General features: G+C 44.5%; 8 protein-coding genes. 4 read left to right on the top strand and 4 right to left on the bottom strand.

The window, feature by feature from the left end:
* Positions 1 to 542: 542 nt before the first annotated feature.
* From JGK20_RS04700 to JGK20_RS04690, 3 genes are all read right to left on the bottom strand, one after another.
* Entirely contained in the window at positions 543 to 1,688 is a 1,146-nt protein-coding gene (locus JGK20_RS04700; RefSeq protein WP_293223683.1) for a serine/threonine-protein kinase, read from the bottom strand.
* 248 nt (positions 1,689 to 1,936) lie between these two features.
* Positions 1,937 to 2,101, bottom strand: coding sequence for a hypothetical protein (locus JGK20_RS04695; protein ID WP_293175292.1), 165 nt, complete (start codon positions 2,099 to 2,101; stop codon positions 1,937 to 1,939).
* Positions 2,102 to 2,463: 362 nt separating this feature from the next.
* Positions 2,464 to 3,126, bottom strand: coding sequence for a glycosyl hydrolase 108 family protein (locus JGK20_RS04690; RefSeq protein WP_293175294.1), 663 nt, complete (start codon positions 3,124 to 3,126; stop codon positions 2,464 to 2,466).
* A gap of 99 nt (positions 3,127 to 3,225) precedes the next feature.
* Here JGK20_RS04690 and JGK20_RS04685 point away from each other — a divergent pair, with 99 nt between their 5' ends.
* The 4 genes from JGK20_RS04685 (at position 3,226) to JGK20_RS04670 (ending at position 8,422) form a co-directional block, all read left to right on the top strand.
* Positions 3,226 to 5,415 carry a tetratricopeptide repeat protein gene (locus tag JGK20_RS04685; protein ID WP_293229534.1) on the top strand — a complete coding sequence of 730 codons (2,190 nt, stop codon included), beginning with the start codon at positions 3,226 to 3,228 and terminating at the stop codon, positions 5,413 to 5,415.
* A 357-nt stretch (positions 5,416 to 5,772) separates the two neighbouring features.
* On the top strand, positions 5,773 to 6,369 hold the full coding sequence (gene miaE, locus JGK20_RS04680; protein WP_293196621.1) for a tRNA isopentenyl-2-thiomethyl-A-37 hydroxylase MiaE: 597 nt from the start codon (positions 5,773 to 5,775) through the stop codon (positions 6,367 to 6,369).
* Positions 6,370 to 6,460: 91 nt separating this feature from the next.
* Complete coding sequence (locus JGK20_RS04675; RefSeq protein ID WP_293189440.1) at positions 6,461 to 6,958, top strand: GNAT family N-acetyltransferase; 498 nt, start codon at positions 6,461 to 6,463, stop codon at positions 6,956 to 6,958.
* Between the two features lie 72 nt (positions 6,959 to 7,030).
* The gene (locus JGK20_RS04670) at positions 7,031 to 8,422 is read left to right on the top strand and encodes a cytochrome P450 (protein WP_293189442.1); all 1,392 of its coding nucleotides are present in this window, start codon (positions 7,031 to 7,033) and stop codon (positions 8,420 to 8,422) included.
* 329 nt (positions 8,423 to 8,751) lie between these two features.
* Here JGK20_RS04670 and JGK20_RS04665 read toward each other — a convergent pair whose 3' ends face one another.
* Positions 8,752 to 12,588, bottom strand: coding sequence for a PAS domain S-box protein (locus JGK20_RS04665; RefSeq protein WP_293229531.1), 3,837 nt, complete (start codon positions 12,586 to 12,588; stop codon positions 8,752 to 8,754).
* Between the last annotated feature and the right edge of the window lie 418 nt (positions 12,589 to 13,006).

The following is a 13,006-nucleotide window of genomic DNA, read 5'->3' as shown; positions in this document are numbered from 1 at the left end:
CCTGCGAGGTGGTAAAAAGTGCGATCGCCCGATTCATCTTCCGGGCAGAGTGTTTTTACTCACTCATTCGAGGGGTAATGGTAAAGGATTGTGCGATCGACTCCGCAGGGCGCTAACAACAAAAATAGCAGTCGGATTGTCAACCGGCTGCTGTGGCTGTGGTTCGTGTTCTGCTATCAGTTGGCTCCGCTAACCTCACAAAAGATAAAACTGTCCGCTTGAAACCAATCCTAAACAAACTTTCGTCCGCTTTCGCAGACTCAAGAGGGGGATATTCAAGCCGGATTTGGTATCAAATCTGACATCAACGGTGTTGGGTTTCCTTCTTTCATTAATGACTGTTGACTGTTGACTGCTGACTGCTGACTGTTGACTGTTGCTAGTAATTAGTTAACGGTTGTGTGTTGTTAGTAAGTAATTAACGATATTACTGGTTATTAGTTACTGGTTATTAGCACGAAATAACCAATAACTAATAACCAATAACCAATAACTAATAACTAACAACCAATAACCAATAACCAATAACCAATAACTAATGACTAATGACTACAGACCAAATTTTGAACTGCTTCCAAAGCTTCGGTTGCTGACTGGTAACGCTGGGGGAAAGAGTACAGCACCATCTGGTCTAAAATGCTAGCAAGCTCCGGCGTCACGGTTGCATTTTTCTGCCAAATAAGATTGCCTAAATTATCGACTTTGAGTTGTTTCGGGCGCATCCCTGTCAAGGCTTGAATCCCGATGATCCCAACAGCATAAATGTCGCTGCAAAATTTCGGTGCGCCGATGGCTTGTTCGGGAGGAATGTATTCTTGATGAGTGCCGCCGCCGCGCGATTTGGTTTGACCGTTGCTATTTTGGGAGGTATTAATTTCTTTGACGGCCCCAAAGTCAATTAATACAATCTTGTTATCTGGTGAGCGCTTGATTAAGTTTTGAGGGTGCAAATCGCGGTGAATTACATTTTCTTTGTGAACGAAGACTAGCACTTCTAAGATATCTTTCAACAAAGCAATAACTTGATGTTCTTTCCAGGGTTGACCTTCGATGAGTTCTTGATACAGTGGTTGTCCTTCGATGAATTGATAGACTAAATAAAAATATCCATCTTCTTCAAATCGAGCTAACAATTCTGGTATGCGATCGTGTTGGCCTAAGCGATATAACACTCGCGTTTCTAGATCGAATAGCTTGCTGGTTTTCTCTGACTGGCTTTTCAGGCGCTTGACGAGACACAAAGGTCGATCGGGCAAATTTTCATCTTCAGCGAGATATGTATCGCTGTACTCGGTGCTGACTAAGTGTTCTCGGATTCGGTAACGCATCCGCAGCAGCCTTTGCAAGATCGGATCGACAGATTTAACAGGTTTTGTGCCTTTTTCTAGAGATCTCATGATACAGTCCCAAAGATTTGCTCCGACTACTCTTTCTTCTGGTCGAATAATTTCTGCTTGCTTCAATACCTTGGTGAGGTCTTTCCACAATTTGTAGCCGACATATCGCCCCAGGTATCCCACTGTGTACCCGCGGGCGATCGGATCGTTTTGCTGAATTTCTTGGTACGTCAAACCAGTTAAAACTCCTTTAATTATCGACTGCTGCAACCGACTCAGGTTTTTTTCTGTTTGTTGGTATACCAGGTTGTCCAAAAAAATTATTGCTTCTTCTACCGTCATAGGCTTCATATTTTAAGTGATTTGTACGGGAGTCACGCATTTTTCTATGCTTAAGTTTCTGTTATACATGATTTGACTTAACTTTGATAGCTTTGTCTACTGATTGAAATATATTTTTATAAATATGACTTTTATGACTTTAAGTTATGACTTTTATGAATTGACATGATTCATAGTTGCGATTATTGTATCAAGTACAAGTTTTAAATAGAGAATATATTCCCAAATTAGCACGTTGCAATTTTGACTGTACCCAATTAAAAAAAATCCTTAGTTAGCTTTTTACCCAGAGCGAAGCCGAAGGGCTGTCTTCCTTCTATAACTACAGCAAAGTGCGATCGACTCGGTACCGATCGTAGCGTTACTTTAATCGGCGCCAGCGGTAACGATTTTATCAGCGGCAGATAATCAAGTGTTGGCAACGGTGACTGGGTTCAATAGTTTGGTTACTGCATCGGATTTCGTGTTGCTGTAGATTCATTTTTGAGATTCCCTACTTTTTTAAGAAGTGGGGAATCTCGCAACTACGATTTTTTCTGGATGATTTTACCGCAGAGGCCGCAGAGAGCGCAGAGAAGAAGAGAGAGATAATATTAAAAAGGCAGAAGGAAGTTCGGCAACGGATTGTGTAACGGATGTAACGGATGGAATTCCGATGGAAGAATGAATAAGGAAGAGGGAAGAAGGGAAGAATTGGACAATTGAAGAGAGGGAGAAACGGCTATTAATGCCCAATGCCCAATGCCCAATTCCCAATTCCCAATTCCCAATTCCCAATTCCCAACTACTTAATCTTGTTTACGTAGCCCCACAAACTGTAATCGCGACTCAGCCAACCCCGGAAAAAAGCCATTTGACTCGGATCTTCTTGCACTCGTTTGTAGCGGTAAATAATCCGTTCGTTAATCATTTGCAGCGCCGTATTTTTGTTATTAGCAGATTTTAGTGCATCCCTCGTGCGCGCATCAAAAACACCAGTTTGCGGCAATCCTAAAGCTTGCTGCAAAAATGTAATAGAATTGTTAATACCAAAATTAACAGCAGTGTCAAACATGACGATCGCCAAAGCAGGCTGCATCGTACCCGACAGGCTCGAATCCCAGTAATATTTATAAATTTCCATGAGCTCTGCTTCCGACATCTGCGTCACGTCGAGGGGTGGCAGCCCGCGACTGTAGCGGTAGGAGTTGTATTCCGTTTGCAGGATGCCCCGATAGGTTCTGCCGCCCTTATCTGCGGGGTGATTGCTGAATCCGCCCTCAAAATATAGGGTGAAATAAAGGGCTGTTTGAAATAGTCGCTGCCGAAAGTCGGCTGTCTGCTTTTGCGCGAGAGTCTTTTGGGCAAAGGGTAAGGGGATTGCTAAGGCTAACAAGAGTATCCCCAGCAGGAGGTTTGGTTTCCACTTGATGTGATGTTGGCGCTGTGTCGCTTGCTTCTCGCTCATAAATTATCTGTGACGATCGCCCGTAGTTCCGATAAAACTGCTACTCTGCAAAATAATCTAAATTCAACCTTTAACTTGATAGCACAGATAGGGCGCCAAATGAATTCCGATTTTCGCAACCAATCCGAAACACCCCAATTAGAAGATGCTGCATCGCTGACTGTCGTTGCAGAAACTTATTACTCTGAAGGCAATTTAGCAGCCGCCGTGGCTGCTTGTCGCCGAGCTCTGGAATTGCAACCGAATTGGGCGGCGGCTTACGTGACAATGGGCAATGTGCAGCAAGCAAGCGGCCAGATTCAGGAAGCAATGCGGTTTTATTCGGAGGCGATCGCCCTGAATCCCGATTTTGCTGAGGCTTATGCTAATTTGGGGAGTATGCTCTACAAACAAGGGCATTTCGTGGAGGCGATCGTCAATTACCAAAAGGCGATCGAACTTAAACCAACTTTGGCTGCTGCTTACTGGAATTTGGCAGGCGCACTGAAGCAGCAAGGGCAGTCGGATGCAGCCGTAGCCTACGAGCAAAAAGCCCTAGAACTCAATCCCCATCTAGCTCAGGTAGATTTTCACATAAATTTAGGCGATAAATTAGCGCGGCAAGGGAAGTTAGACGAGGCTGTGGCTGCATGGCAACAGGCGATCGCATTTAAACCCGATTTACCCGAAGCCTACTGTCAAATTGGCATAATTTTGCGCCACCAGGGCAAAGCAAAAGAAGCCATACCCAACCTGCAAAAAGCCCTAGAAATCAAACCAGATTTTATTGCCGCCCACCAACATTTGTGCGGCATCCTCAGAGATACTAGCGATTTAGCAGCCGCGCGGCAAGCCGTACACAAATACAGCCAAATGTGCGCCGAAACCGATCCAATTATGACGGCGATTTACTACGTCAGCACCTATCAAGTCTCGGGATTGAATCAAATTGCGCGCGATCGATTTTTAGAGTTAGAGTCGTACTTGCAACAAAACTTAGAAACGGCTAGCTCGGTAGAAATTAAATCGCTTTATGCAAACTTCTTATTCAGCACGCCCTACGTGCGAGATGACTTAGCAGCCAACTCTAAACTTTACAGATTAATTGCCCAAAAGTATATCGAAAAATGTATCAAACCTAATTTTTCTCAACCCGCAAATTACAGTTTTAAACCACAATCCCCAGCCAGCAAATTAAAAATAGGGTTTTTGTCCAATCACTTCAGCCGTCATTCTGTAGGTTGGTGCAGCGCTGACATCATTCGCGAATTGTCCGAGTTCACACCCAATTTATATCTGTACGCTTCCGAAAGAATTACTCCTGACGATCGCACTCAGCAATTTGATAGTTTGGGCAAACTCACTTTCCCCAAAACTTACCCAAACGGACTTGCCAATTCCGCAGAAATTATCAACCAAATTCAGCAAGATGAATTGGATATTTTAGTCGATTTAGATTCTCTCAGCGTCCCAATTCACGCTGAAATTCTTCACCAAAAACCCGCACCAGTTTGTGTCTCTTGGCTCGGATTTGACGCCCCTTACATATCCTCAGAAAATTACTTTCTTACCGACTGGCATTCGCACCCAGCAGGTAGGGAAAAATATTATGACGAGCAGCTAATTAGAATGCCGGATTCCTTTGTCGCAGTGTCAGGTTTTCAGAGGTATGGAGTCGATCCGGTGGCGTTGAGAAAGTCGAATCGCATCGGTTTAGATCAAATAGTTTACTTGTGCGTCACTCCCGGCAGAAAATTCAATTCCGACTTAGTAAAAGCACAAATTGCGATTCTCAAACAAGTGCCGAACAGTATTTTAATTCACAAAGCTTTGGGCGATGCTGCCGTATTTGAAGGTGCGTACCATCAAGCTTGTGAAGCTGAGGGAGTTAGCCGGCACAGAATTAAGTTTTTGCCCAGGTTTGCTACGGAGGAAGAACACAGAATTGTCTATTTGCTGGCCGATGTTTTGTTAGATTCTTATCCTTATAATGGAGGTACTCACACTTTAGAGGCTTTGTGGTTTAATTTGCCGGTGGTGACTCGCACCGGAGAACAGTTTTTGTCGAGAATGGGTTATTCGTTTTTGCAGGCTTTGGGAATTGAAACTGGTGTGGCTTGGTCTTGGGCTGAATATGTGGATATGGGTGTAAAATTGGGTAAAGATGGTGAATTAAGAAAGGCAATTCAAGCACAGTTGATGAAATCTAAAGACGCAGCCAATTTGTCGCCGTTGTGGAATCCGAAAAAGTTTGCTGGTGATATGTATGCGGTGTTTGAAAAGTTAGGTAAAGTCAATTCCCAGAAGTAGGAAAACGGCACAGTAGATTGTCCTCGGTTGCCTATCCTTACCGAGGCAAAAATAAACTAGATTGTATCAAATCTGGTCAATAGATCGTGATTGTTGTAGGGGCTGGTTCACCCTGATATTCAACACAAATCCTAAATCCAATAAACCCGCCCCGACCGGATATTACGATCGACCGGACATGATATCATATCAAATCAAATCCGGTTACATCGTCGGGCGTAGGGGCGGGGCGGGTTTATATAATTTGTCGATACTTATCTAATATTTCGGCGAACCCGCCCCTACAGAACTCGATCGAATACCAGGACGAATTAAACGGAAATGATCTAAAATCTCACATCTAAAATGTCAAATAATATGAGTTCAACACTGCCAACAATTAAGTTTTTGAAACAGCCGACTTCGCCAGCTTGGATCGAACAGGCGATCGCCCATTTGGATACAATCTCATTAGATCATTCCCACTGCGAGCGGAAAGCGGCCGGAGTAGCGTTAAATTTAATGTTTCGCTACCCAGCGCGGGAAAAATTGGTGCGGATGTTAACCGCCATCGCCCGCGAAGAATTGGAGCATTTCGAGCAAGTCAACCAGCGCTTAGAAGAGCGCGGGATCGCTTTGGGCCCTTTGGCTGCGCCTCCCTACGGTGGGGGTTTGTCCGCCCAAATTCGCAAGCAGGAACCGGAAAGACTTTTGGATTCTTTGTTGGTTTCTGGTTTGATTGAAGCGCGGAGTCACGAGCGGTTGGGGCTGCTAGGCGAACACTGTCCCGACGCAGAATTAGCTAAGTTTTACCGCAGTTTGATGGCTTCGGAAGCGCGCCATTACGGGGTATATTGGATTTTGGCAACAACTTATTTCGATCGCGCTCTTGTTATTGAGCGGCTGGAGCAATTATCATTGATAGAGAGCGAGTTGCTGGCAACTCTTTATCCTGAACCGAGAATTCATAGTTAAAAGTTGGGTGCATTTCCAGACTGTAAAACACTAATTATCAGTAAAATTACAGTTGCCAAAGTCCAAAAATAAGTATAATTAGTAACAACTAATGAGAACCCAACATCGGGATTTTTTAATTCGTTCGTGGGAAACGCGCGATCGGGCTGAGGCATTCCATTTAATTCAGAATGTTTTGGTAGAGTACGGTTTACAATGCGAAGTTCATGGCGCAGATCGAGATGTCTATGATGTAGAACTACACTATCAGAAGAAGGGCGGGGAATTTTGGGTAGTTGAAAAGCACGATCAAATAGTCGGTACGGCGGCTTACTATCCCATCGAGCGCGGGAAGAATGCTGTGGAAATTCGCAAAATGTATATTTTGCCAGCAGCAAGGGGACAAGGTTTGGGGAAATTTTTACTGCAAGAATTGGAAAGTAAAATAATGGCTCGCGGCTTTGATGAAATCTGGATCGAAACTGCTAGCGTTCTCAAAGAAGCTGTGAAAATGTACGAAACTAGCGGATATCTACCGACAACGGGTGTGGAAACAGCAAGGTGCGATCGGGTTTACGTAAAATCTCTCGGCGTCAACAAGCTAGAATAGAGATTCGCGATCGCTTGGAAATAGTAATAATGCTTTCAGTCATCTGAAACAACAAAAGCAGGATAAAAACCAATGACTATCCTCACAGAAAATTCTCAATCTCAAAATAACACTAGCAACAAATTGCTAGACGGCCCTAAACAGGGGAGATTTGTTCAGACAGTCCGGGGGATTTTAAATCCCCTCTATTATTTAGAGAAAAATTATAAGACATACGGCGACATTTTCACCACCCAATTCAGCAACTTTCCGCCCCAGGTAGTTATTAGCAATCCTCAAGCAATTCAAGAAATTTTCACAGCGGATAGTAAATTCTTTGAATCTGGTACGGGAAACCAAGTAACGTTACCTTTAGTAGGCCCCAATTCCTTATTGTTGTTAGATGGCGATCAACATTTGCAGCAGCGCAAGCTTTTAATGCCACCTTTGCACGGTGAACGTATGAAAGCTTACGGAGAAATCATCCGCGACATCACCGAAAAAGCAATTAATACTTGGACTCCTGGTAATACTTTCGTCGCCCAAGCAACCATGCAAAACATTTCTTTGGATGTGATTTTGCACGCAGTTTTTGGGCTGAGCGAAGGAGAACGCTACCAACAAATTCACCAATTAATGGTTGATATGTTCAGCGTGTTTAGTAATCCATTAAATGCTACCTTTTTGCTGGTAAAGTCACTGCAAAAAGATTTGGGCGCTTGGAGTCCTTGGGGACGGTTTTTGCGGCAGAGACAGCGTTTGGATGAACTGCTTTATCAAGAAATTCGCGATCGCAAAACTCAATCTCAACCCTTGGGCGAAGACATCCTCAGCTTGTTGGTTTCAGCCCGCGACGAAGCCGGAGAGCCGATGAGCGATGTTGAATTGCGCGATGAATTAATGACAATGTTATTCGCGGGACACGAAACTACAGCTACAGCTTTAGCCTGGGCTTTGTATTGGATTCACTATCTCCCGGAAGTTCGCGAAAAACTGCTGCAAGAACTCTCTTCTATTGATGTTGACAATTGCGATGGGATGGAAATTGCTAAACTGCCGTATTTGAATGCTGTCTGTTCGGAAACGCTGCGAATTTATCCGATCGTATTTTTTGCATTTCCGCGCGTTCCGCAAGCTCCGATGCAGTTAATGGGTTATGATATTCCTCAAGGAGTGATGCTTTCTACCTGCATTTATTTGGTTCATCACCGAGAGGATCTTTACCCCGAACCAAATCGTTTTAAACCAGAACGTTTTCTAGAAAGGCAATTTTCACCTTACGAATATTTGCCGTTTGGGGGAGGGAACCGTCGCTGTATTGGCGCGGCATTTGCGATGTTTGAAATGAAGTTAGTTTTGGCGAAAGTGCTGTCGCGATATTCTTTGGAACTTGCAGAAAATCGTCCGATTTTGCCAGTACGTCGCGGTTTGACAATGGCGCCCGCTGGCGGTGTGCGTCTGGTGGTAAAGGGTAGTTTGTCGTAGTGTCGTAGGGTGCGTCAGTATGCGCGATATTTGGTGATGTTGAGAAGCTAGTGGCTGACGCACCATAGTTTGTTGAAAGGTGCGTCAGCTTACAGGATTTTCTGGGGAGCATCTCAGTTTTGTATTTACAGTGCTGTCCCCGCTCGCGTGCTTACAAGCACGCGAGCGGGGACGCTCGCACTACAAGAAAAAATGCTTCTTGCAAAACTGAGATGCTCCCATTTTCTGTGCTATTTGAATCCCTAACTGACGCACCCTACGAATAACCAATAACCAATAACCAATAACCAATAACCAATAACCAATAACCAATAACCAATAACCAATAACTAATTTCTTTTTTGCCGCAGCGGAATCTCGATCGCAAATTCGGAACCTTCTCCCAATACAGAATTGCAGGTCAGCTCGCCTCCGTGTTTTTCTACGACAATAGAGTGCGAAATCGCCAATCCTAAGCCTGTGCCTTTGCCGATGGGTTTTGTGGTGAAAAATGGGTCAAACAAGCGCCGTTTCACGTTTTCGCTCATCCCGGGGCCTGTGTCAGCTATCCGCATCATTACGCAGTTATTGTCGGTTACTTCGGTGCGAATTCTAATTGCTAAATCCTTCCCTTCCTTGCATTCTGGTTTATTTGTCTCCATTTCCAATGCGTCGATCGCATTGCTCAACAAATTCATAAATACTTGATTTAACTGGCCGGGATAACATTCAACTAAAGGCAAGTTACCGTATTCTTTAATAATATTAATTTGCGGGCGATCGGCTTTATTCTTTAGGCGATTTTGCAAAATCATCAGCGTGCTTTCTATGCCTTCGTGAATGTCAACTTGCTTCATTTCGGCTTCGTCCAATCTTGAGAAAGTCCGCAGGCTCAAAACTATGTCGCGGATGCGATCGGCTCCGACTTTCATAGATGTGACAATTTTTGGTAAATCTTCAAAAATATAATCAATTTCCAAGGATTCTCTGGCATTTAAAATTGCTGCACTAGGCTCGGGGTATTCACGCTGGTAAAATTGCAGCATTTTTAGCAAGTTTTGAGTGTATTCGCTGACGTAGCTGAGATTACCGTAGATAAAGTTAACTGGGTTGTTGATTTCGTGGGCGACACCTGCTACTAATTGTCCCAAACTAGACATTTTTTCACTTTGAATTAATTGAGTTTGGGTGCGTTGAAGTTGGTGTAAAGTTTGTTCTAGCTGTTGAGTTTGAGCTTGAGCTAATCGAGCGGTTGTGCGGGTTTGGGTGTACAATTTTGCGTGGTCGATCGCGATCGCAATTTGAGCAATCACCGCTTGCATCAGTTCGACTTCTGAGTCGCTCCAATGTCGCACATACAAAGCCTGATAGCACGTAATCGCCCCAATATCGCCGGAAGCAGTGTGAATTGGTAGCGACAGCACTGAGTTAACTTCTATTGCCTGGAAAGCTTGGCGCAATTCTACATTGTCAAAAGTGCTAACATCATCAACTTGCAGAATTTCTCGGCGCAAAATTTGTTCTACTCCTGCACTAGATGTGTCCTCTACAACATAAGTACCTAGGAAACTTGGCAAAGCTACATTTTTGGCTTCGCAGACTATATTCCAAACCGGAGGATTGCTGTTGGGACGGTACCAAGTGAAGATGCACCAATCTGGCTGCATGAGATTGTGAATTTCTTGAACGGCGGTTGCTAAAATTGTGTCTAAATCTAAAGAAATGCGAATTTGGTTGGCTATTTGATTGAGTAGTTGTTCTCTCTGAGCTTGCTGTCTGAGGGCTTGTTCCGATCGCACTAATGTTTCTTCTGCAAGGAAGCGATCGGTTAAATCTTGGACGACTGCTTGAATAACGCTTTCATTTCCAACTTCGATGACTGTCAGCACGACTTCTGCGGGAAAATTCGTACCGTCTAAACGCTGGTGAACCCAATCAAAACGGTGATTACCACATTCAAAGGCGATCGCCATCATCTCATTCGCCATGCTCAAAGAGTCTCTGCCGTTGGGTTGGAAAGGAGGCGACAATTCGCCTGGATTCTTGCCGACAAACTGCCCTTGGCTAGTGGCTCCAAATAGTTCTATGGTGGCGTTGTTGACATTGCGGATACCGTTTTCATCTAACATTAAAACAGCCAAGCTGGTTGATTCGTAAAGTAATCGAAATTTGGCTTCTGACTGCTGTAATGCGGCTTCTGTTTGCTTGCGATCGGTAATGTCGGCAACCATTGCCAAAGCGCCGATATAGCGCCCTTCTTTGTCTGGCAATGGATTAGTAGAAAGCATCGCCCACAACTCGCTCCCGTCTCGGCGCAGGAACTTAAAATCGTGCTGTTCGCGAATTCCTTGACTGCGGCGGTTGAGATTGGCTTGGGCGATCGCGATGCCTTCTGCATCCATGAAAGCAAATAGTGACTGCCCGATCGCATCCTCTGCGGTGCAGCCTAGCATATCAGCCATTTTTTGGTTAACAAAAGTAGTTTTACCCTCCGCATCGATCATCCAAATGCCTTCATCGGCTGTTTCGACAATGCAGCGATATTTTTCTTCGCTTTCTCTGAGGGCTTCTTCTGCTAATTGGCGAGCCGTAATGTTTTGAGTCATTAGCAATCCGCCGGTGATTTCTTGCCGTTCGTTTCTGACTGGCAAAGTATAAGCGAGGTAAATGCGATCGCCATAGGTAAATTCTGTAACAACTGTTTCTCCAGCCAGGGCCGCCAGATAATTTGGCTCGACAGCAGCGCAAAAATCCGGCTGGAATACTTCCCAGATTGTCTTGCCTTCCATTAACTCTTTAGAAAGCCCCACTCCTGCTAATTCTGTGCCTTCTACCAGGGTAAAGCGCATTTCGCGATCGAACAGCATCACCGCACTGTTGGGAATGTTGCTTGCCATAGTGCGGTAGAGCTGTTCGCTTTTTTGGAGGGCTGCTTCTGCTTGTTTGCGATCGCTAATGTCAATAACCAGTGCACCCATGCCGATCGCCTCACCGTCTTTGTCGAGTAGAGGAAAATAAGAAGCTGTCATGTGTCGCATAATCCCCGGATTTCTGGGATTCTCAGCGCTCATTTCCATGTTAATTAGAGGTTGCTTGGTTCTCAATATTTGTTCGTATAAAGGCTCTACCATTGGAGCGATTTCCGGCAATATTTCGCGTAAAGTCTTGCCAATGTGTTCAGCAGGACTCAAGCCATTTATGTCGGCTAGAAATTGATTGATTTGCACGTACCGCAGTTGGGAATCAAAAATACAAAGTCCTGCCGGCGCTTCCTGCAAAAAGGAATCAAATAGTGCTTGTCTCTGTGCTAATTCTTGTTCTATTTTTTTGCGATCGCTAATGTCTCTGATGCAGCCGACACTTCCAATAATTTCGCCACGAACGTCTTTTAACAGAGAAAGTGACAAGTGCGAGTAAAAATTTTCTCCAGACTTGCGCTGCATGGTAATCTCTAGATCCGACTCGCCTGTTTCTTCTAGCTGTTGAGCCACTAATATAGATAGTAATTCTCGCTGTTCTTGCAGATAAAGTAGAGCAATATTTTGACCGATTACTTCACTATTCTCATATCCGTAGAGTCTTTGAGCCTGTTTATTCCAACTGGTGATTGAGCCGCCAGCATCCGTGCAAATTACGGCTTCGCGAATTTGCTCTAAAATCTGATTTTGGAGTTGCAGTTGCGATTTTGCAAGTTCGAGTTCGGCGATTTTTTCTTGGAGTAGTTCGTGAGTTTTTGCCAACTCAGTATTCTGGTTTTCCAGCAATTTTTCTAGATGACAATTGCAGTGCGACGGCGCTGATTCCAGCAGCTCGCTATTTTCAGGCTCCCAATTAACAACTTGTTCAGCACTCAACCAAATCGCCCACTCTCCGTCTGTTTCAATTGCCCGCTCCGACACTCGCACGGGTACGAGATGGTTGTTTTTATGTTTGTATGCTGCTGCACACGTGCCCGCGCACCTATTTTTGGTTGGAATTTCTAGATACTTGTCTCTGGCAGTACACTGTGTTTGCACAATTTCCCAGTAGTTGAGGTTGAGAGTTTCTACAACTGTCCGACCAATAATATTCGCAAAAGCTGGATTTACGTCAAGAAAAGTCCCGTCCGTCCGGCACAATGCCAGCCCGAGCGGGGACGGTTCTAATAATTTGCTGTTGCTGCGCTCTTCTCCTAACTGGCTTTGCATCTGACCTAGCTGGGCTTGGGATAATTAATTATATCTTTATTATGTCGATTATCTGGTTTATTGGTGTGATTTTTATCACTCAGCAAAAAAGCAGGAAGAAGGAAGTTCGGCAACGGATTGTATAACGGATTTCATTCAGTTGACAGTTGACAGTTGACAGTTGACAGTTGACCGCTTGAGGGCAACTTCTACCTGGAAGTCCGAGGATTGGAGTAATGAATCGTCTGATTTTAATTTATCCCTAAAACGGAGAGGCTTTCAACCAATGATTTCTGGTAAGGGATAGATGTTGAGGTTCGGGGGCAGAAGGAAGAGGTTAAAGGTTCGAGGTTCGAGGGAAGTTCGGCAACTAGCAGTGTACGGAATTTAATGCCGATCCGCTGAGGGAGGAGAGAGGGACAAAGAGAGGATGGGGAAG

It is taken from the genome of Microcoleus sp. PH2017_05_CCC_O_A (assembly GCF_020738785.1).
Lineage (GTDB): Bacteria > Cyanobacteriota > Cyanobacteriia > Cyanobacteriales > Microcoleaceae > Microcoleus.
The sequence above is the reverse complement of the archived record's forward strand: the minus strand, read 5'-3'. Positions and strand labels throughout refer to the sequence as shown.